Origin of the sequence: uncultured Aquimonas sp., assembly GCF_937888285.1 — a bacterium.
Taxonomy (GTDB): Bacteria; Pseudomonadota; Gammaproteobacteria; order Xanthomonadales; family Xanthomonadaceae; genus Aquimonas.
Genome location: NZ_CALART010000007.1, coordinates 20,787 through 42,818, shown reverse-complemented (window position 1 = coordinate 42,818; position 22,032 = coordinate 20,787). Strand labels below are relative to the sequence as shown.

Below are 22,032 nucleotides of genomic sequence, written 5' to 3'. Positions count from 1 at the left end.
CGAACCCGCCAAGCCCGCAGGCTGCGGGCGTAGGTCTTGCATCGCGCTGGCACCCCCGCCGGGCGACGATGGCCATGGCACGCGAACCTGCAGGTCCAGCGCCTGTGTCCCCAGACCGCGGCCGCACGCGCGGCGGCTGGCTGGCCGCACTGTCGGCGCGCTGCGCAGAGGACTTCCGCCTCGCCCTGATGCTCTCGATCGGTGCGGTCGCGATGCTGGTGGTGTCAGCTTTTGCGGTCTACCGCTTCGGCAGCGGCAACATCGCCGGCGGCGCCCTCAACGTGCTGATCGTGCTGGCCCTGGGCGGCGTGTTGCTGTGGGCCCTGCGTGGCGCCAGCACGCGCCTTGCCGCGAGCGCCTTCATTGCGGTCGCCACCCTGGCCGCGATCGCCAGCGCCTACGTGTTCGGCCGCACCGGCCTGTACTGGACCTTCCTCGTGCTCTGGCTGAGCTTCGTGCTGGCGCCGCCGCGCCTTGCGATGCTGGCCAACCTCGCCCTGCTGCTGGCGGTGCTGATCGGCAACCGCGCCCTGTTCGGCAGCAGCACCGAATGGGCCGCTTACCTCGCCACCGGCGGACTGGTGACCTGGGTCGCCTGGCTCGCCTCGACCCGCCTCGAACGCCAGCGTCTCGCCCTGCAGCTGCTGGCGGACGAGGATCCGCTGACCGGTGCCGGCAATCGCCGCAGCCTGCAGCGCGACCTGGAGCGGCAGCGGGCGGCGCACCGCGGAGGCGTGCTGGCGGTGCTCGACATCGACTGGTTCAAGCAGGTCAATGACGAGCACGGCCACGCTGCCGGCGACCGCGTGCTGGTCGGGCTGGTCGAACTGCTGGGCCAGCGCCTGCGCCGGGTCGATGGCGTCTATCGGATCGGCGGCGAGGAGTTCGTGCTGCTGCTGCCCGAACTGGGCCTGGAGGACGCCGCGCCGCGCTTGTACGCGCTGCAGGCCGAGCTCAACGCCGGCCTGTCGCGTCTGCCCGGTCGCGCGACGGTATCGATCGGTGCTGCCCGCCAGGCGGCGGACGAAGCCTGGCAGGACGCCCTCGCGCGCGCCGATGCCGCGCTGTACCGGGCCAAGCAGTCGGGGCGCAACCGGGTGGTCATCGATGGCGGCTCGCGTCCTCCGCAGGGCGAGCGGCGGCAGGCGGCGCCGCGCTGAGGCAGCGGTGTTGCCGCTTCCGCACAGGCTGTCGCCTCCGCGCCTTCGCGCGGTGCTTCAGCCCTGCGCCAGCCGCCAGCGGATCACTTCGCCCGCACGCATCGGCACGACGGTGTCGGCGCCGAAGGGATAGCTCTCCGGCGCGGTCCAGTCCTCGCGCAGCAGGCGGATGCGGTCGGTATTGCGCGGAAGGCCGTAGAAGTCCGGCCCGAAGAAGCTGGCGAAGCCTTCCAGCCGGTCCAGCGCGCCGGCGTCCTCGAAGGCCTCGGCGTAGAGCTCGATCGCCGCGTGCGCGGTATACAGCCCCGCGCAGCCGCAGCTGGCTTCCTTGGTGTGGCGCGCATGCGGCGCGCTGTCGGTGCCGAGGAAGAACTTCGGGCTGCCGGAGATCGCGGCCTCCATCAGCACCCGGCGGTGCTCCTCGCGCTTGAGCACGGGCAGGCAATAGGCATGCGGGCGCAGGCCGCCGCTGAACATGGCGTTGCGATTGAGCAGCAGGTGATGCGCGGTCAGCGTGGCCGCCACGCCCTCGCGTGCCGCGCGCACGAACTCGATGCCCTGGCGAGTGGTGACGTGCTCCAGCACCACCTTGAGCGTCGGAAACGCCTCCACCACGCGCTGCAGGTGGCGCTCGATGAACACCGCCTCGCGATCGAACACATCGACCGTGTGATCGGTGACCTCACCGTGCATCAGCAGCGGCAGGCCAGTGCGCTGCAGGGCATCGAACACCGCCTCGCAGCGGGCGAGGTCGGTGACGCCGGAATCGCTGTTGGTGGTGGCGCCGGCCGGGTAGTACTTGACTGCCTTGACGAAGCCGCTGGCCGCGGCGAGTTCGATCTCGGATGCCGGCGTGTTGTCGGTGAGGTAGAGCGTCATCAAGGGCTCGAAGGCCACGCCTTGCGGGAGCGCGTCAAGAATCCGCTGGCGGTAGGCGGCAGCCTCGGCCACCGTCCGTACCGGCGGCCGCAGGTTGGGCATCACGATGGCGCGGGCGAACTGGGCAGCGGTGTGTGGCAACACGGCTGCAAGGCCGGCGCCGTCGCGCAGGTGCAGGTGCCAGTCATCGGGGCGGGTGATCTCGATCATGCTCGGGGCCTTTCGGGTGCGCTCCGCGGGGTGCCGCTTCGGGTCGGCAGTGCGGCGCATTCGGGGTAGGGACATCGGCGGCGATGGGCAGGCGCGACCAGATCACGGTGTGCTGGTGTGCCCATGGCGACAGCGCGATGATGTTAGCAGCCGTGTCCAGCCCCTTCGCGTGTGCGGCTCAGGTCTTGCAACACTCTTCCGGCTCGACCCGCGCATTGCATTTTTCGATTGCCCTGATCCCATGACTGCGCCCCTCCGACGATCTTCGGAGCTGCGGATCCCAAGGGGCTGTCCAAGTTCAGTTCCTCGCGCTGCCTGGGGTCGCTGGACGCGGCCCGCCCACCCGCATGGACGGTGTACCGACGAGGACGACGCCACGTGCCGACCCCGCTGAGCCGATCACTGCCCTGGCTGCTCGCAACGCTGGTGCTCTACCTGCTCGCCGCCCGGCTGAGCATCGGCTTCATCCGTGGGCCCGACGATGTCGCCCTGATCTGGCTGCCGGCCGGGGTCGCGCTGGCCGCCGTGATCCTGCTCGGCGCACGTGCAGCGCTCGCGGTGCTGGCCGGCGTACTGCTGATGCACGCGCTGTTGGTGCCGGTGCCGCTGAGCTTCCTGCCGTTCTCGATGGCGGCCAACGCGCTGGGCGCTCTGGTCGGAGCCGCGGTCTACCGCAGTCTTGGTGGCGACGCCCGCAGCAAGCTGACCGTGCAGACCGGCTTCCGGATCCTGATGGGGGCCGTCGCCCTGGCGCTCTGCAGTGCCGCCATCGGCACGACCGGGCTGATCGTGTCCGGCCTTGGCCGCAGCGAACAGTGGGCGTCAGCGGCGCTGGCCTGGTTGCTCGGCGATCTGTTCGGCGTGATCGCCCTGACCGCAACCCTGCTGCTGATTGCGGCGGCGCTGCGCCGTCGACTGCAGCAGAGCCCTTCCGACCCGCAGGCCGAAGGGCGGCGCGGCCTGCCCGAGTACGCGCTGTGGTCCGTGCTGAGCCTGGGCGTGCTCGCCGTGGTGTTCGCGGTGGGCGCGCGCAGCGGCACCCAGGCGCTGGGTCTGGCCGGGCTGCCCATGACCCTGCTGCTGTGGAGCGCGATCCGCTTCCCGCCGCTGCTGACTTTCATCCTCACGACCGGCTTCGCGCTGATCGTCGCCGCCCTGACCGGACTCGGCATCGGCGGCTTCCAGGTGCCCAGTGGCGTCGTCGAGAGCGCGGTGCTCGTGGTCTTCCTGTGCATCACCATGGTGGTGCCACAGATCCTCGCCGCCGCCATCCACGAGAACCGCATCGCGGCGCTGAAGATGCTGCGGCGCGCGCTGCGCGATCCGTTGACCGGGCTGCCCAACCGAGCCGCCTTCGAAGAGGATCTGCGGGGCGCGCTGGCGATGCCGAGCGGGCGTCCGCTGCTGGTCGCCTACCTCGATCTCGACCAGTTCAAGATCATCAACGACACCTTGAGCCACGCCGCAGGCGACGCCCTGCTGCGCGAACTGTCCGGCGTGATTCGCGCAGCCCTGCCCGAGCACGCCTATCTGTTCCGCATTGGTGGCGACGAGTTCGCCGTGCTGCAGCCCTGCGTGCACGAAGCCGAGGCCGTGCACGAGCTGGAGCAACTGTGCCAGACCATTGCCGACTTCCGCTTTGGCTGGCAGTCGGGCCTGGTCTCGACCCGAGCCAGCATCGGCTGGGTGTTGGCCGAAGATTCGGCAATCGATCCCGGCACCCTGCTCGCCCAGGTCGATGCGGCCTGCTTCACCGCCAAGGAGCTGGGCGGCAATCGCGTGCAGCGCGCCGACGCCAGCGAACAGGCGGTGCGCGAGCGCACCTCGGCCATGCACTGGGTGATGCGCATCAACGAAGCGCTGGAGCATGACCGCTTCGAGCTGTTCTGCCAGGGCATCACACCGCTGCGCGGCGAGGAGAGCGGTCGCCACTTCGAGGTGCTGCTGCGCAAGCGCGATCCGCTCACCGGCGAGCTGCTGCCGCCGGCGGAGTTCATCGCCGCCGCCGAACGCTTCGGACTGTCGGCGCAGCTCGACACCTGGGTGGTGGACCGCTGCCTGGGCTGGCTGGAAGCCCACCCGCAGCAGGCCGCCAGCGTGCGCATGTGCTCGATCAACCTGTCGGCGGCGTCGCTGGTGGATGCCGGCTTCGCGCGCTTCCTGCGCCAGCGTCTGGCGCGCTCGAGCTTTCCGCCGACCCGGCTGTGCTTCGAGATCACCGAGACCGGCGCGGTCAGCGATCTGGGCCGCGCGGTCGAGTTCATCCGCAGCCTGCGCGCGCTGGGCTGTCGCTTCGCGCTGGACGACTTCGGCACCGGCTTCTGTTCGTTCTCCTACCTGCCGAAACTCGATGTCGACCTGCTCAAGATCGACGGCAGCTTCGTGCGCGAGGCCGCAGACTCGTCGCTGGCCCTGGCGATCGTGCAGTCGATCGTGCGGATCGCCCATGTCACCGGCCGGCAGACCGTGGCCGAGTGGGTCGAAAGCCCGCAGCTGGCCGAACAGATGCGCGAGCTCGGGCTCGACTACGCGCAGGGTTACGCATTCAGTCGGCCGCTGCCGATGGCCGAGTTCTTCGCAGCGCCGTAGTGACTGTCGGGTCTGGACTGACGCGCTGACAGCATCTTTGACAATCGGGCGCCATATCGCCGGGTTACCCTGCTCTCCGCTCCGGAAACGCATCTGCGACCGGCGGTGATTTCCGGAGCTGGCGGCCACAGGGGGCTGCACGGGTCAAGGGCGGCGTGCTTCGCCAGTTGTTCGTATGTGTCCCCGTGGAACGGCGGCTGCCTGCAGCTGGCGTTCCCGCGTTTTCGGCCGGATTTCCTTCGCCGGTCTGGAGACGCTGCACATGCGAAGCCTTCTGCCCGGCCCCGTCCAGGGGGCCCTGAGCCTGCTTCTGGCCCTGTTCGCGAGCACAGCCCTCGCCCAGGTGCCCGCCACCAGCCCGGGCGTCCCCGCCCACTCCTTCCTCGGCGAAGGCTTCTGCTTCGACACCAGCTTCAGCAACAGCGGGGCAACCGGCTACGGGCCCTACTACCGCCTGGTACTGCCGCCCGAGCTCGGATTCAACAGCGCCGAACTGTTCGGCGCGCCGCTGGCGGTGATCAGCAACCAGGTGTTCCCGGTGTCCGGGCAGCTCAACGACCCGCTCGCACTGGCACCGGCCAGCGCCGTGGTCAGCGCGCCGCAGGGCTTCCGCCTGCTGGTGCTGCAGCTGCCGGTGGGTTCGGTCACCGCCGGTGGGCCGCCGCTGGAGTCGACCCTCTGCCTGAGCATCGCGCCGGGCGCGAGCGTGGGCACCGCTTACCCGGTGAGCCTGACCCCGGTCTACCGCTTCGGCGACACCCCGACTGGCAGCAACGGTTCGATCATCGGTTCAGCGCCCGCGCAGAGCGTCACTCCGACCGTGCTGCGCTTCCGCAAGAGCAACGCCGCGGTAGAGCAGGAGCGCCCGCCGGGCGCGATCTGGCCCTACACCTACACCCTGGTCGCCGACATCGCCAACACCGCGGTGGTGAACCCGCTGGTGCTGCGCGACGAGCTGCCCGCCGATGTCCAGTTTGTCGGGCCGGTCAGCATCGTCGGCGGAGTTGGCTGCACGGTGACGCAGTCGCCGCCGCTCGGCAGCCCGGGCGGCGTGGTCGAGGTGCAGTGCAGTGGCAACACGGTCGGCACGGCTGCCGACGCCGACGTCAGCGTGAGTTTCCCGGCGCACATCATCGATACCCTCGATGAGCTGAGCTGCGCCGCCGAGCTGCAGACCAACAGCGCCAGCGCGCAGGCGACCTATGTGCCGTCCGCCGGTGCACCGCAGCCGCTGGCCCTGCAGACCGACACCTCGGACGTGGTCGCCAAGCATCTGGCGGTGCAGAAGTCGGTATCGCCGGGCGGCGGTGCGCCGGGCGCCGCGCTGACCTACACGCTGGCTTTCCAGACCACCGAGTTCGCCGCAACCAGCGCGCTGTCGGTGCTGGACACCCTGCCCGACGGCATCGACTTCGTCGCCCACATCGGCCTGAGCGTCAACGGCAGCGCGATCGCGATCGCGCCGACCGTGACGCCGGGGGTGGCCGATACGATCGCCTACGACATCGGCGCCGCCGTGGGCAGCGACCTGCCGGCGGGCAGCACGGTCAGCCTCAGCTACACCGCGGTAGTGCGCCAGACCTATGAGAGCAGCGGCGAGCCGGTGCTGGCCGCCGACCCGCTGACCAATACCGTGGTCGCCAGCTATGCGCTGAGCGGCGGCGCCACCGGCTGCAGCGACGGCAGCGCGGCCACCTTCCTGGTGCAGCCGCTGGAGATCCGCAAGCAGTTGCTTTCGACCGGGCCCTTCTTCCCCGGCGATTTCGTCACCTTCCGGCTGGCGATGGACGTGCCCTCCGGCGATACCCGCAGCATCCGCTTCCGCGACTTCTTCCCGCTGCCGGTGTTCGACGTGTCAGGCATGAACCTCAGCTACGGCGGTCCGGATGTGTTCCGCGCGTTGGGCGGCGTCGACGCCGACACCCTCAACCTCACGCCGACCTCGATCACGGTGGACCCACCGAACAACGCGCTGATCATCGAGTTCCCCGACATCAACACCACCAGCCCGCAGGTGCTGGCGATCGACGTGCGCGTGCAGGTCACCAGCACGCCCTTCGCCGACGGTCTGTTCCTCACCAACATCTTCCGCGCCAGCGCCAACAACACCGGCGGCGAAGAGCTGGTGTCCAGCGCGCCGGTGCAGTTCAGCGTGCGCGCGCCTGCGCTGGTGCTGAACAAGGGCGTTCTGACCACCAGCCGCGGCACCGCGCCGATCAGCCCGGCGCCGACGGTGCTGCCGGTCAACGGCAACGCCAGCGGCATGGATGCGGGCGACAGCGTCACCTACCGCATCACGATCGAGAACAGCGGCGGTGCGCCGGCCTACAACGTGGTCGTGACCGACCCGGGCGCGGTCGGTCTGGATGCCTGCGCCGTTGTCGCCAGCACCCGGGGCGACGGCGTCACCCTGACGACCAGCGGCAGCCTCGCCACCGGCCTGACCCTGTTGAACGGCGCCCCCGGTGCGGCCGTGCTTGCGCCCAACGACGGCAGCGCCGGAGCGCCCTATGCCGGCGACACTGCCTTCGTCGACGTGCAGTGCGTGCTGGCCGACACGGTCGCGCCGGGGCAGTCGATCCTCAACACCGCCAGCGCCACCTGGATGTCGCAGCCGCTGGGCACGCCCGGCGTGTCGGCGTTCCCGCCGATCAGCGACGACGCCAGCGTCGGCATCGCCCTGCCCGCGCTCGCCAAGTCGCGGGTTGCGACCTCGGAGGCGCACACCGCCGATCCCTTCGTCGCCATCGGCGAGATCATCCGCTATCGCCTGGCCACCCGCGTTCCGGAAGGCCAGATCAGCGATTTCCGCGTGTTCGACGTGTTGCCGCCGGGCCTCAGCTTCCTCAACGACGGCAGCGCCCGCGTGGTCTTCATCAGCAACGGCGGCGGGCTCAGCAGCAGCACCCTGGCGGCCATTCCGACGATCAGCGGCAGCGCCGCCAGTGCGGCGATCACGCCGCTGGCGGCGGGGCTTGATCTGGGTGCGAATGCGGCAGTCAACGTTGGCACCGGCACCCTGAACTGCGCTGCGCCCGGCAGCTTCGCCACCGGCACCGACGTCTGCTTCCGCTTGGGCACCCTGGTCAATGCCGATCGCGATGCCGACGACGAATTCGTGGTGATCGAGTTCAACGTGCTGGTCGACAACAGCGTCGCTGGCAGCAATGACGCCGGCGAGACCCGCAACAACGTGTACCGGGTTGGCAGCGGCACCAGCCAGCTCGGCGGCAACTCCGGCGGCGTGTCCTCGACCATCGCCGAGCCTTCGATCACCAACCTGCTCAAGAGCGTGTCGCCCGCCAGCGCCGACGCCGGCGACACCGTGAGCTACACCGTGACCTTCTCGAATGCGGCGGGCGCGGCCAACAGCACGGCCTTCGAAGTCAGCCTGCTCGACACGCTGCCGGCCGGCCTGAGTCTCGATCTCGGCTCGATCAACGTCAGTCTGGGCGGCGGCGCCAGCGGAGTCACCAACAACTCGGCCGGCAACAGCATCGACCTGCTGATCGCCAGCATGCCGCCGGGCGCTTCGGTCAACCTGAGCTACACCGCTCTGGTGCTGAACACGGTCGCGCCCGGCACGGCCCTGGCCAATACCGCGAACCTTGCCTACAGCAGCCTGCCGGGCGCCGGCAGTGTCGCCAATCCGACCGGCTCGACCACGCCGGGCGCGGGCGGCAGCGACGGCGGTGAGCGCAACGGCAGCGGCGTCGGCCCCAACGACTACCGCGACACCGACACCGCCACGCTGGGCATCACCGCGGTCACCCTGGGCAAGAGCCTGTTCTCGACCTCGCTGCCCTTCACCCAGATCGGACAGGTGCGGCCGGCCGTGGCCGATCTCACAATCGGAGAGATCGCAACCTTCCGCATCACCGCGACCCTGCCCGAGGGCTCCATTCCGCAGGTGGTGATCGCCGATCAGGCGCCCTTTGCGGGCGGCGTGCTGGAGATCCTCGGCGGCAGCGTCATCTCGATCAGCCCGGGCTTGAGCCCGGCGATTCCGAACCCGATTCCGAGCGTGAGCGACGCCCAGCTCGGCGACGGCATCAACGACCGCATCGAGTTCAACTTCGGCCAGGTGCTGAACCCGCCCGCGCCGGGCGAGGACACCATCGTCATCGAGGTGGTCACCCGCGTGCGCGACCTGCCGGCCAATGCCAGCGGCGATCAGCTGACCAACACCGCCAGCGTGCAGTTCGGCCCGGGCCTGTCGGGCACCGCGACTGCGCCGCTGGATCTGGTCGAACCGCAGCTGCTGGTCGACAAGGTCGGCAGCCTCAGCAGCGGCCAGGCCGGCGATGACGTCGACTTCAGCGTGGTGCTGCGCCACAGCAGCGGTTCCACCGCCGATGCCCAGGCCGTGCAGATCGTCGACACCCTGCCGCCGCAGCTGGTCAACCTGCGCGACCTTCTGTTCCAGACCACCGGCACCTGCCTGCCGGCGCCGGTGGTGGTCAACGCCTCGACGCCGACCGAGATCGCGATCGGTGTCGACCAGTTGCCGCTGGGCTGCCAGCTCGAACTGAGCTACACCGCGACCCTGGACACGACGGTCGCCACCGGCGCCTCGGTGGTCAACACCGCCAACGCCAGCTATCGCTCGGTCGATCCGGCCGCGCCCGACGGCCCCTTCGGTCGCGCCTACTCGGCCAGCGACTCGCACACCATCGCGGTAACCGTGCCGGGCATGGTCAAGAGCGTGTTCGCCACTTCGGAACCTGACACCGGCAGCGCCCAGCTCGGTGCCGGCGTGCCCGACCTGACCATCGGCGAACAGGTCACCTACCGCTTCACTGCGACCCTGCCCGCCGGCGTCAGCCCCGGCGCCGTGGTCGAGGACCAGTTGCCCACCGGCACGGTGTCGATGCGCGTGCTGTCTTCGCGGATCGTCAGCGTGGGTTCGTCGATCAGCGGCGCGCCGGCGGTCGGCACCGCGGGTGTGGCCAGCGATGGCCCCGACGCTGACGCCTTCGACGATCGCGTGGTGTGGACACTCGGCACCCTGACCACCGCCCCGGGCGGCGCCGCCGGCAGCAACCAGATCGAGTTCGAGGTGATCGCCCAGGTCATGGACAGCGCCGGCAGCGTCGGCGGCGTCGATGACCAGATCAACACGGCCAGCCTGCGCACCGACACCGCGCCGACCGCGGTCGGCACCGTCGCCGTCGATATCGTCGAACCGCGTCTGCAGCTGGCCAAGGCGATCGCCACGCCGGCCGCGCCGCACATCGTGCAGGCCGGTGACGTGGTGACCTACGAGCTGACCCTGTCGCATCAGACCGGCGCCGGCGGCTCGACCGCCGACGCCTACAACCTGGCGGTCACCGATCAGCTGCCCAACCCGGGCGCGAGCTTCATCAACGGCTCGACCAGCGGCACCTGCGCCGGTGTCGTGACCGACGCCAGCGCCGCTCCGCTGCTGAGCTTCAGCCTGCCGACCCTGCCCCTGGCCAGCGCCAGCTGCACCCTGCGCTACCAGGTCACCGTCAGCAATGCGGTCAACCCCGGCCTGACCTACAGCAACAGCGCCGCGCTGCGCTTCGATTCGCAGCCGCTGTTCGTCGCCGGTGAAACCCGCCGCCGCAACACTTCGCCAGTCAGCGCCAGCTTCGTGGTCTGGGCCCCGAGCCTGGTCAAGGTCACCAGCGCCAGCGATCTCGCCGACACCGGCTCGGGCGCCGGCTCGCCGGCCCTGCTCGATCTGGCGATCGGCGAGACCGTCACCTACACCCTGACAGTCGGATTCCCGCAGGGCACCTCCACCAACGCCGTTCTGGTCGATCGACTGCCGGCCTCGGCGGCAGGCGTGCTTGAGGTGATCGGCGCCGGCGCGGTGGTGTTCGGCAACCCCGGCATCAGCACCAGCCTGCCCGGCACCCCGGTGTTCAGTGATGCCCTGCTCGGCGACGGCCGCAACGACACCACGACCTTCGACTTCGGCACCCTGCTCAATCCGGCCGACGGCGATACCACCAATGACTGGCTGCAGGTCACCGTGGTCGCACGCGTGGTCAATCTGCCGCAGAACGTGGCCGGGATCGTCCTGACCAACGAAGCCTCGTTCAGCACTGGAACCACTGCGCCGGTCACCAGCAGCGCCAGCATCGACGTGGTCGAGCCGCTGCTCGCGATCGACAAGACCATGGGCCCGCTGGCCAACGGCGTGGTGCAGATCGGTCTGCAGCTCAGCAACAGCGGCGGCGCCCCGGCCTACGACATCGAGATCATCGACATCCTCGACGCCGTCACCTGGAACCTCGCCAGCGTCACGCCGGTGTCGGTGCCGGCAGGCTTCCTGTTGGACAGCGTGCCCGGCCCGGGCGCGGGCCAGCTGACCGTGCGCCTGCGCAGCGACCCCGCGGCGACCCTGCCGCAGGGCGCGGTGCCGGCCGGCGGCAGCGTGGCGGCGACCTTCAGCGCCGCGCTCGCCAGCAACCCGCCGACCCCGAACCCGGTGCTCAACACGGCCACCAATACCGCCGCCAGTTCGTATCCCGGCAGCACCAATCCGGACGATCGCGAGTACCCGGACATCAACGACACCGCCTCGCTGGATGTGCCCGGCAACGGCCTGACCAAGACCTTCGTGCTGTTCGATGACGCCGATGCCTCGGGCAACGTGTCACCGGGCGACGTGGTGCGCTTCACCCTGCGCATCAGCAACCCGGCCAGCACGCCGCTGACCGGCGTTGAGCTCGACGAGACCGTGCCCGCGCACACCCTGTTCAGCGTCGCCGGCAGCACCCCCGGCTGGAGCTGCGCGAACGCGGCGCCGGCGGGCACGCCCTGCACCCTGGTGGTTGGCACCGTGCCCGCTGCCAGCACCGTCGACCGCGAGTTCGCGGTGCGCATCGTCAACCCGCTGCCGGCCGGCGTGGTCGGCACGGTGAACCAGGCCCGCATCCGCTCGAACGAGCTGCCGACCGGCCTCAGCGATGATCCGAGCCTGCCCGGCGACGAGGACCCGACGCCGGTGCCGATCGTCGCCGCGCCCGACCTGCTGCTGCTCAAGACCGACGGCGGCGTCAGCACCGCGCCCGGCGCCACCCTCGTCTACACCCTGAGCTATCGGAACATCGGCAACCAGGACGCCACCGGCGTGGTGGTCACCGAGACCGTTCCGCTGCATTCGCGCTTCAACGCCGCCGGCAGCAGCGCCGGCTGGAGCTGCGCGGATGCCGCCCCGGCCGGCACGACCTGCACGCTGACGATCGGCGATCTGGCGGCCGGTGCCGCCGCCGGCAGCCTCAGCTTCGCGCTGACGGTCGACACGCCGCTGCCCGCCGGTGTCGATCAGATCGCCAACACCGCGCGCATCGACGATGACGGCAGCAACGGCCCCGATCCGGACCCGGGCAACAACCAGGCCGGTGACACCACCCCGATCAGCGCCGCCCCGGATCTGCAGATCAGCAAGACCGACGGCGGCGCGAGCACCACGCCGGGCGGCGTGGTGGTGTACGCGCTGAGCTTCCGCAACGTGGGCAACCAGAACGCCACCGGCGTGGTGATCAGCGAGACGGTGCCGCTGCATGCGCGCTTCAATGCGGCCGCCAGCAGCCCCGGCTGGAGCTGTGCCGACGCCGCCCCGGCCGGCACCGCCTGCACGCTTGCGGTCGGCGCCCTCGCCGCCGGTGCGGCGCCGGCCAGCGCGAACTTCGCGGTGATCGTCGACAGCCCGCTGGCGGCGGGTGTCGAGCAGCTCGCCAACACCGCGACAATCGCCGATGACGGCAGCAACGGCCCTGATCCCACCCCCGGCGACAACAGCGCCAGCGACACCACGCCGGTCGGCGCCGCGCCCGACCTCACCCTGGCCAAGACCGACGGCGGCGTCAGCGGCGCGCCGGGTGCGGTGGTGGTGTACACGCTGAGCTATGCCAACGTCGGCAACCAGAACGCCACCGGCGTGGTGATCACCGAAACCGTGCCTGCGCCGACCGCCTTCGATGCCGCCGCCAGCAGCCCCGGCTGGAGCTGTGCCGACGCGGCACCGACCGGCAGCACCTGCACGCTGGCGATCGGAGCGGTCACCGCCGGTGCGCCGGCCGCCAGCGTCAGCTTCGCGGTGCGCCTGCCGGATCCGATTCCGGCCGGCATCACCAGCATCCTCAACACCGCGGTGATCGCCGACGACGGCAGCAACGGACCGGACCCGACCCCGGGCAACAACAGCGCCAGCGACACCACGCCGATCGGCGCCGCGCCGGACCTGCTGATCAGCAAGACCGACGGCGGCATCAGCACCAGCGCGGGCGGCAGCGTGGTCTACACCCTCGCCTACCAGAACGTCGGCAGCCAGAACGCCAGCGGCGTAGTGATCACCGAGACGGTGCCGGCCCATACCCGCTTCGCCGCGGCCGGCAGCAGCCCCGGCTGGAGCTGCGCGGACGCGGCACCGGCCGGCACCAGCTGTACCTTGAGCATCGGCGCGCTGAACGCCGGCGGCAGCGGCAGCGCGAGCTTCGCGCTGACGGTGCTGAACCCGCTGCCAGCGGGCGTCGAGCAGATCGAGAACACCGTGACGATTGCCGATGACGGCAGCGGTGGCCCCGATCCGACGCCCGGCAACAACAGCGCCACCGACACCACGCCGGTGGGCGCCGCGCCCGATCTGCAGGTCAGCAAGACCGACGGCGACATCAGCACCACGCCCGGCGGCACCGTGGTCTACAGCCTCGGCTACCGCAATGTCGGCACCCAGGACGCGACTGGCGTCGTGCTGAGCGAGACCGTGCCCCTGCACGCACGCTTCAGTGCCGCCGGCAGCAGCCCCGGCTGGAGCTGCGCTGACGCCGCGCCGGCAGGCAGCGCCTGCACGCTGGCGGTGGGCGCGGTGGCGGCCGGTGCGCCGGTGGCCAGTGCGAACTTCGCGGTGGTCGTCGACAGCCCGCTGTCGGCGGGCGTGGAGCAGATCGCGAACACGGTGAGCATCGCCGACGACGGCGCCAACGGGCCTGACCCGACCCCCGACGACAACAGCGCCAGCGACACCACGCCGGTCAACGCGAGCCCCGACCTGACCGTGACCAAGACGCCGTCCTCGACCCAGCTGCTGCCCGGCCAGGTGCTGGTCTACGAGATCCGCTACCGCAACGTCGGCAACCAGAACGCGACCGGCGTCGAGCTGCTGGAGACCGTACCCGTGCACACCCGCTTCAACCTCGCCGGAAGCTCGGCGGGTTGGAGCTGCGCTGACGGTGCGACCGCGGGCAGCCCCTGCGTGTTGGCGATCGGCCCGCTCGCGGCCGGCGCCGAGGGCGTGGTGCAGTTCGCGGTCCGGATCGAGAACAGCGCCTTCGGTCAGACCATCGTCAACACCGTGCGGGTGCGCGACGACGGCAGCAACGGGCCCGACCCCACGCCCGACAACAATGTCGACGACGTCGACGTGCGCGTGCCGGTGTTCCGCCCGGCGGTGATCCCGAGCCTGGACGAGGGCGGCCGCCTGCTGCTGGTGCTGCTGGTGCTGTTCGCCGGCGGCTGGAGCCTGCGCCGCCGCATCGACTGAAGACCCGCAGTGGCCCGTGGGTGGTGACCGGCCAGGGAGGGCCGGTCGCAAGGTCAGCGGGCACGGATCAAGGGGCTGCGGGGCCGCTCGTGGGCGGCCCCGCGCCTGGGCAAGCGCACATGGCGCGGATCAAGGCGCGCCCGATGAGCAGACCCTGCTGAATTCGGCGACGCTCGATGCGCATCGGCGGGTGCTGGCGGTGGGTCGGGTGATCAACGCCGCAGAAGGCAGCTACCTCGGCGCGGCGGTGCCCCTGCTGGAGGACGGCAGCCCCGATCCGAGCTTCACCGTCGTCGGCTCGCGCCCGCTGGTCGACTTCAACCCGCGGCGCGTGCTGGTGGATGCGCTGCGCTTGTCCACCCTACAACCACGAGAGACGCCGTGCGTGGATCGAAGCCGAAATCCGCTGTGCGCGTAGGGTAGACACGCGAAGCGCATCTACCAGCTCTTCGGCGCTTGAAGGCCACTTCGCCTCGGGCCGATGTTCCGGGCCGGCTACCGTGAGCCTCCGCTGGATGCCCGGCTTCTGCGGGACGTGCTGGTGGATGCGCTGCGCTTATCCACCCTACGATCGCGAGAGACGCCGCGCGTGGATCAAAGCCGGAATCTACTGTGCGCGTAGGGCAGGTAAGCGAAGCGCATCTACCAGCTCTTCGGCGCTTGAAGGCCACTTCGCCTCGGGCCGATGTTCCGGGCCGGCTACCGTGAGCCTCCGCTGGATGCCCGGCTTCTGCGGGACGTGCTGGTGGATGCGCTGCGCTTATCCACCCTACGATCGCGAGAGACGCCGCGCGCCGATCGAAGCCGACATCCGCTGTGCGCGTAGGGTAGATAAGCGAAGCGCATCTACCAGCTCTTCGGCGCTTGAAAGCCACTTCGCCTCGGGCTGATGTTCCGGGCCGGCTACCGTGAGCCTCCGCTGGATGCCCGGCTTCCACGGGACGTGCTGGTGGATGCGCTGCGCTTATCCACCCTACGATCGCGAGAGACGCCGCGCGTGGATCAAAGCCGGAATCTACTGTGCGCGTAGGGCAGGTAAGCGAAGCGCATCTACCAGCTCTTCGGCGCTTGAAGGCCACTTCGCCTCGGGCCGATGTTCCGGGCCGGCTACCGTGAGCCTCCGCTGGATGCCCGGCTTCTGCGGGACGTGCTGGTGGATGCGCTGCGCTTATCCACCCTACGATCGCGAGAGACGCCGCGCGTGGATCAAAGCCGGAATCTACTGTGCGCGTAGGGCAGGTAAGCGAAGCGCATCTACCAGCTCTTCGGCGCTTGAAGGCCACTTCGCCTCGGGCCGATGTTCCGGGCCGGCTACCGTGAGCCTCCGCTGGATGCCCGGCTTCTGCGGGACGTGCTGGTGGATGCGCTGCGCTTATCCACCCTACGATCGCGAGAGACGCCGCGCGCCGATCGAAGCCGACATCCGCTGTGCGCGTAGGGTAGATAAGCGAAGCGCATCTACCAGCTCTTCGGGCTCGCCGGGCGCTTCGCTTCCGGCTGATGCCAGGGCTGGCTACGGTGAGGCTTCGCTGGGCGCAGGGCTTCCACCGGACGTGCTGGTGGATGCGCTGCCCTTATCCACCCTACAACCACGAGAGACGCCGTGCGTGGATCAAAGCCGAAACCTGCTGTACGCGCAGCATGGATCAAAGCCGAAACCCGCTGTGCGCATAGGGTAGATGAGCGAGCTGTGCGCGCAGGCCAGACAAGCAATGAGCAGGCACCCTTGTTTCCGCCTCTCGCGCGGCGCCAAGCTCAGAGCGACTCGAAGCCGTCAGCGAACACCGGGTCCAGGGCGTAGCGACCGACCTCGCTGGTATTGCCTTCGGCATCAGTCGCCAAGAGCTGCACCACGCCGTCGGTCAGCGCGGTGAGCGGCAGCTCGATCGACACCACGGTCTGCGCCTCGGCCAGGGTGATCGTGCGCTGGGCCAGGTGTTCGAGCAGGTCCGCGCCGCGCCCGCGGAAGGCATCGACGCGCAGCGGATAGGTCGCATTGCCCGGCGCGCTGTCGACGCGCAGATCGAGGCGGAAGCGGTCGGCGCCGACCGGTACGACGTCCACGACGTCCGGTGAGTTCTGCAGGCGGTTGCCGCCGCTGTCGGCATCGCCCGCGTCGTTGGCGGTGGGCCCGTCGGCAAAACTCGTGCCGGAGGTGTCGATCGCCATGCCGCGATGGCCGATGTGCAGGTTGCCGGCGCTGGCCACCCGCGTGCAGGTGCCGACCAGGATGCCCTGCGCGCCGCCGTGGGCAATCAGGTTCGCCTCGCCCGGATTGAATCCACCGATCTGCACGCTGCAGGCGCCACCGGCGAACAGCAGGATCGAAGGCTGCGGCTGGCTGGGGCTGGCCGCGTTGCGGCCGTTCGGAATCGGCAGGCTGCCGCTCCAGTCGGTGCCGATGTGGTTGCCCAGCACGCGCAGGTTCGGAAACGTTGCCGGCGCGGTGCCGGCACCGAGCTGGATCGCAGTGAACTCGTTGCCGGAGATGATGTTCCGCGCCGCCGCCGTGGTGCCGCCGATCACGACATCACGGAAGCTGGTGAGGTCGATGCCGTAACTGCGGTTGGCAATGGCCGCAGTGCCGGCGGCATTGGTGCCGATCAGATTGCCGCGGATGCGCAGACCGTTCGGCACCGAGAACGAGACGATGCCGCTCAACAGGCCCGACAGCACATTGCGCGCGGCCGGCGTCTCGCCGCCGATCAGATACGGCCCCTCGCCCTGCACGCGCACGCCGATGCCGAGCCCCGAATTGCCGGTCTGCGACGCTGCGGTGCCGCTGATGTCGGTGCCGAGAAAGCAGCCCTCGACCCGATGCGCCGCGCCGCCGCTCAGCACCACCTGCGAGGCGAAACGGCTGATCGCCAGCCCGCGCAACACCAGCCGTGCATCGAAGTTGGCGCTGCTGCTGTCGATGCCGGTGTTGGACGACTGCCCGGCATTGCGCAGCTCGATCTTCAGCACGGCGCTGCTGCCGCCGGCCTCGGGCGACTGCGTGTTGGCGAGTGCGCCGGGCTGGGTGTAGCCGTCGATCTCCAGGTCGCCGGCGTTGTTGGGCATCGCGCTCTGTGCCTCGATGCGCCAGTGCGCGCTGGCCGGCTGGTAGCCGGGGTCGCTTTCCGGCAGGGCGAACTCGATGCGGTCGGCACCGGGCATGCCGTTGGCGGCGAGGATCGCGCCGCGCAGCGAGCAGTCGGCCGGCGCCGGCGTGCAGTCGCTCAGCGCGGCATCGCTGCTGGTGTCGACGGTGAAGATGGCGGCCTGGCTGTGGCCGGCGACCAGCAGGGCGGCAGTCGCCGCGGAAGCAAGACGGTGCATGGGCAGTCCTCGGGTCGAAGTGCGGGCGGGCCTCATTCGCTGCAGCGCAGGTAGCCGTCCTCGATGCGCAGCACGCTGCCGGCGCTGCTCATCAGCTGACCGGCGAAGCGCGCTTCCACGCGAACGGGGTCGGCCGAGACCGCGAGCAGCTCGACCTCGATGTCGAAGCCCATCGCGCCGCCGTTGAGAAAGCGCGCGGCATCGAGATTGGCCAGCTGGATCGTGTGCACCCACGAGGCGCTGCTCTGCAGGTGCACGCGCCCGGGGCCGTCGATGCCGCTGAGGTTCAAGTTGAAGGTCTGCTCGTTCGCGTCCTTCGGCCCCAGCGAGGCGCTGACCAGCACCGCGCGGTCCATGCCCGGCGGATGCACGGCGCAGAAGAACTCGCGGTCGGCCTGCCAGTCCACGCCGTCGACGCGCATGCGCACGACGCTGCCGGTTTCGGCGGGGGGCGCGTCCGCAGCGGCGGCGCTTGCAGGCGTTGCCGCGGTCGCGGCGGGCGGCGCGTCGCGTTCGGCGGCATCGCAGGCGCCGAGCAGCAGGGCGAAGGGCAGGGTAAGCGGCAGCAGATGGCGCATGAGCGGAACTCCGGGTGGGCTGCCTGCACGTACGCCCTTGTGTGACGGCGCCTGACAGCTTCTTGGCCGTACCTGGCGGGTCAGATGTCCTTGTGAGACCCGAAGTCCACCGTTCGCGCACTCTGTAGGAGCCTGCTTGCAGGCGACCGCAGCCTGCGCCCCGCGCGCACCCTGCCGGTCGCGAGCAAGCTCGCTCCTACAAACAGCCGGCACTGTCAGGTCCGCGCCACACAGGGCGTACGCGCCCTCATGCAACCGATCCTGTCCGCCCATCGCCATCGCTCGTCCCCGCGCTGGCGAGGCCCGCCACAAGCCCCGCGCCCGGCTCGGCTATCCTGCGCGCCACCACAGCGCGGGAAGCCGGGCATGACGAGGTTGGGCGAGGCGGACATCACCGGCTGGCTGGCGCGCTGGGGCGAGGGCGATCTCGACGCGCTCGACCGCGTGCTGCCGCAGGTCTACGACGAGCTGCGCCGCCTCGCCGCCCACACCCTGCGCGGCCACCGCGACCACGACACCCTGCAGCCGACCGCCCTGGTGCATGACGTGTTCGTGCGCCTGCTCGGCGCGCGCTCGGTCGACATCCGCGACCGCAAGCACCTGTTCACCACCGCCGCCAAGCTGATGCGTCAGGTACTGGTGGATCGCGCCCGCGCCGCCCAGCGCGACAAGCGCGGCGGCGGCCAGTGGCAGCAGGTGGAATGGGTGGAGCTGCTGCACCTGCCGATCGAGGCGGACATGAATCTGGCCGAGCTGGATGAGGCCCTGAAGGCGCTGGCGAAACACGACGAACGCATGGCCCAGATCGTCGAGTGGCGCTGCTTTGGCGGGCTCGAAGTGCTGGAGGTCGCGAACCTGCTGGAGGTGGACGAACGCACGGTGTATCGCGACTGGGCGATGGCCAAGGCCTGGCTGCGTCAGGCGCTGGATGCCACGTGAGCCGCACGCCGGACGCGGACTTCCAGCGCCTGCGCGCGGCCTTCCACGATGTCTGCGAGCTGTCAGACGAAGCGCGTGCGCAGGCGCTGCGCGACTGGCAGCAGCGCGATGCCGCCTTCGCCGCGCAGCTGCAGGGCTTGTTGAGTCATCTGGACGCCGACGACCTGCAGCCACCGGCGCTGGACCTGCCGCGTTTCGGCGCCTTCCAGGCGCGTGAGTGCATCGGCTCGGGCGGCATGGCGGACGTGTTCCGCGGCGAGCGCGTCGGCGCCGAGTTCGCGCAGACGGTGGCGCTCAAGCGTCTGCGCGCCTCGCGTCTGGATGGCCTGCAGCAGGCCCGCTTCGCGCAGGAGCGCCAGCTGCTGGCGCGGCTCGACCATCCCAACATCGCGAGGCTGATCGACGGCGGCATCGGCGAGCAGGGGCAGGCCTGGCTGGCGATGGAGCTCGTCGACGGCGCCTCGTGGGCGGAGTGGGCCGCGCGCACGCCGGGCTATGCCGAACGGCTGGCGGTGTTCCGGCAGGTGGCCGAGGCGGTGGACTACGCGCATCGGCATCTGGTGGTGCATCGGGACATCAAGCCCTCGAACCTCCGCCTGACCCGCGAGGGCGTGCCCAAGCTGCTCGACTTCGGGATCGCCAAGGGTCTGGATGACGAGGCCGACGAGCTCACCCAGAGCGGGCAACGTCTGTTGACCTGGCGCTACGCCGCGCCCGAGCAGATTCTCGGCCAGGCCGCGACCACGGCGACCGATATCCACGCGCTGGGCGTACTGCTGTTCGAGCTGCTGAGCGGCGAGTCGCCGCACGCTGAATTGACCGGCAAGCCCCAGCCCTGGGCGGAGCGGATCCTGCACGGGCCGGTGCGACGCCTGCCTGCGCGCCTGCCCGTGCACAACGCGCCGACAGGCTGGCGTCGACGCGCGCTGGAGGCCCTGCTGGCGCGCTGTCTGGAGAAGCCACCCGAGCGCCGCTATGCCTCGGTCTCCGCGCTGCTCGACGACCTGCACGATCTGCAGCATGACCGCGCCCTGCGCAGCGGCACCGGCGGGTTCGCGCGCCAGTGGCGCTGGCGGATCTGGCGCCATCGCCGTGGCCTGGCCGTGCTGGCGGGCCTGCTGCTGGTCGCGGTGCTGGGGGTGGTCAGCACCCTGCGTCAGGCCCAGCGCGCCGAGCAGCAGGCCGAGCGGGCCGAAGCGCGTTTGAGCGCGCTGCTGGACGTGATCGGCGGCGCCGTGCCCGCGGAATACAGCGGCCTCGAGCCGCGCAGCCTTGACCTGCTGCTGGCGGCCGCGAACACGCTGCAACAGCGCCACGCCGACGACCCGCTGCTGCTGCGCCAGTCGCTGGGCGATATCGGGCACGCCCTGCTGAATCAGGGACAGGCGCAGGCCGCCGTGCCGGTGCTGCGCGCTGCCCTGCAGGCGCAAACCGAAGAGACCGAGCCGTCTGCCTCCGTTCGACTCAGTCTGCTGAAGCTGCTGGCGTTCTCGCTGGATCTGCCGAGCCAGCGCAGCGACCTGCGCGCGATCGCCAGCGAGGTGGAATCCCTGTGCCGCGATCCGCGGGTGAGCGACTCGCAGCGCATCGACGTGCTGGGCAGCGTCGCCGGCGCACTGTCCAAACAGGGCGATTTCGATCGTGCCTTCGAGCTGCTGGACACGGCCAGCGCATCGCTGGGTGCCGCCAAGATTGCGCCCTACGCGCGCGAGAACTTTCTGCGCCAGCAGGCCTGGGTCCATCTGCGCGCCGAGCAGTTCGACGATGCGGTGCGGGTCTTCCGGCAAGCCGTGGCCCTGATCGAATCGCAGCCGGACGCCTTCGTCCCCATGCGCCGCGCCGAGGCCTACGCACTGCTCGCGCAGGCCGCACTGGGCGCGGGCGACAAGGACACGGCACGTTCGGCGTGGAAGCAGGCCTGGCCCGAGTACCAGCGCGCCTTCCCGGAAGGACACCCCGAGCGAGAGCGGATCCTGGCCTTCGGCAAGCAGGCAGAGCGGAGCGCCCTTCGCACGTCACCCTGAGCACCTCGACGTCTCGCGTGGCGACTGATTGCTTTGCGCCCCTCTCCCTCGCGGCGAGAGGGATCTCAGCGCATGGCTCCCCTCACCCTCAAGAAAGAGGAGTCGAGTGCTTTGCTCCCCTCTCCCCTTGTGGGAGAGGGGCTGGGGGAGAGGGGGCAAGCTTGCCGCGAGCGTTCCCCCCTCTCCCCAACCCCTCTCCCACGGGGGGAGAGGGGCTCGACAGCAGCCTGTGCTCTGCACGCAGCTTGCCGCCTGCACCCAACCTGCCGGTCGCGAGCAAGCTCGCTCCTGCAAACAGCCGGTACGCGGGACCCCGATTTGCGTCGTGCGCTTGATCGAGTGCTTTGCTCCAATCTCCGTGGTTCAACTGACTGCTGTGTTCCCCTCTCGTCGCGTCGACCGAGTGCTTTTCTCCCCTCGCCCCTGGAGGGAGAGGGGCCGGGGGAGAGGGGGCGATCTTGCCGCGAGTCTGCCCCCTCTCCCCAACCCCTCTCCCTCGGGGGGAGAGGGGCTCAACAGCAGTCAACGCTCTGCACGCAGCCTGCGGCTGCACCCAACCTGCCGGTCGCGAGCAAGCTCGCTCCTGCAAACAGCCGGTACGCGGGACCCCGATTTGCGTCGTGCGCTTGATCGAGTGCTTTGCTCCAATCTCCGTGGTTCAACTGACTGCTGTGTTCCCCTCTCGTCGCGTCGACCGAGTGCTTTTCTCCCCTCGCCCCTGGAGGGAGAGGGGCCGGGGGAGAGGGGGCAGGCTTGCCGCAGCGTTCCCCCCTCTCCCCAACCCCTCTCCCACGGGGGGAGAGGGGCTCAACAGC

Annotated in this window: 9 protein-coding genes; 6 read left to right on the top strand and 3 right to left on the bottom strand. The window is 70.2% G+C overall.

Annotation, left to right across the window (positions count from 1 at the left end; all coding sequences use genetic code 11):
• Nucleotides 1–104: 104 nt before the first annotated feature.
• Nucleotides 105–1,160, top strand: coding sequence for a GGDEF domain-containing protein (locus Q0654_RS01205; RefSeq protein ID WP_298849651.1), 1,056 nt, complete (start codon nt 105–107; stop codon nt 1,158–1,160).
• Nucleotides 1,161–1,217: 57 nt separating this feature from the next.
• Here Q0654_RS01205 and pyrC read toward each other — a convergent pair whose 3' ends face one another.
• Complete coding sequence (gene pyrC, locus Q0654_RS01200; protein WP_298849649.1) at nt 1,218–2,249, bottom strand: dihydroorotase; 1,032 nt, start codon at nt 2,247–2,249, stop codon at nt 1,218–1,220.
• Between the two features lie 378 nt (nt 2,250–2,627).
• Between pyrC and Q0654_RS01195 the strand changes: the two genes are divergently transcribed.
• The 3 genes from Q0654_RS01195 to Q0654_RS01185 all read left to right on the top strand — a co-directional run bounded on the left by Q0654_RS01195 (nt 2,628) and on the right by Q0654_RS01185 (nt 14,773).
• A complete protein-coding gene (locus Q0654_RS01195) occupies nt 2,628–4,838 on the top strand; it encodes an EAL domain-containing protein (RefSeq protein ID WP_298849647.1) in 2,211 nt (736 codons plus the stop codon).
• Between the two features lie 262 nt (nt 4,839–5,100).
• Nucleotides 5,101–14,355 carry a hypothetical protein gene (locus tag Q0654_RS01190; RefSeq protein ID WP_298849645.1) on the top strand — a complete coding sequence of 3,085 codons (9,255 nt, stop codon included), beginning with the start codon at nt 5,101–5,103 and terminating at the stop codon, nt 14,353–14,355.
• Nucleotides 14,356–14,563: 208 nt separating this feature from the next.
• Nucleotides 14,564–14,773, top strand: a complete 210-nt coding sequence (locus Q0654_RS01185; protein WP_298849643.1) for a hypothetical protein — start codon at nt 14,564–14,566, stop codon at nt 14,771–14,773.
• 1,337 nt (nt 14,774–16,110) lie between these two features.
• Here the strand turns inward: Q0654_RS01185 and Q0654_RS01180 are convergent.
• Nucleotides 16,111–17,676, bottom strand: coding sequence for a hypothetical protein (locus tag Q0654_RS01180; protein WP_298849641.1), 1,566 nt, complete (start codon nt 17,674–17,676; stop codon nt 16,111–16,113).
• A gap of 32 nt (nt 17,677–17,708) precedes the next feature.
• The gene (locus Q0654_RS01175) at nt 17,709–18,254 is read right to left on the bottom strand and encodes a hypothetical protein (protein ID WP_298849639.1); all 546 of its coding nucleotides are present in this window, start codon (nt 18,252–18,254) and stop codon (nt 17,709–17,711) included.
• A gap of 366 nt (nt 18,255–18,620) precedes the next feature.
• On the opposite strand from Q0654_RS01175, the gene Q0654_RS01170 reads away from it, so the two are divergent.
• Nucleotides 18,621–19,193 carry an ECF-type sigma factor gene (locus Q0654_RS01170; protein WP_298849638.1) on the top strand — a complete coding sequence of 191 codons (573 nt, stop codon included), beginning with the start codon at nt 18,621–18,623 and terminating at the stop codon, nt 19,191–19,193.
• Entirely contained in the window at nt 19,190–21,217 is a 2,028-nt protein-coding gene (locus Q0654_RS01165; RefSeq protein ID WP_298849636.1) for a serine/threonine-protein kinase, read from the top strand. The genes Q0654_RS01170 and Q0654_RS01165 overlap by 4 nt, the downstream gene beginning before the upstream one ends.
• Nucleotides 21,218–22,032 lie beyond the last annotated feature (815 nt).

What these genes read in the sequence shown, in the direction of transcription:
- pyrC (WP_298849649.1), bottom strand. Translation starts at nt 2,249, where the DNA reads ATGATCGAGATCACCCGCCCCGATGACTGGCACCTGCACCTGCGCGAC.
- Q0654_RS01190 (WP_298849645.1), top strand. Translation starts at nt 5,101, where the DNA reads ATGCGAAGCCTTCTGCCCGGCCCCGTCCAGGGGGCCCTGAGCCTGCTT.
- Q0654_RS01180 (WP_298849641.1), bottom strand. Translation starts at nt 17,676, where the DNA reads ATGCACCGTCTTGCTTCCGCGGCGACTGCCGCCCTGCTGGTCGCCGGC.
- Q0654_RS01175 (WP_298849639.1), bottom strand. Translation starts at nt 18,254, where the DNA reads ATGCGCCATCTGCTGCCGCTTACCCTGCCCTTCGCCCTGCTGCTCGGC.
- Q0654_RS01170 (WP_298849638.1), top strand. Translation starts at nt 18,621, where the DNA reads ATGACGAGGTTGGGCGAGGCGGACATCACCGGCTGGCTGGCGCGCTGG.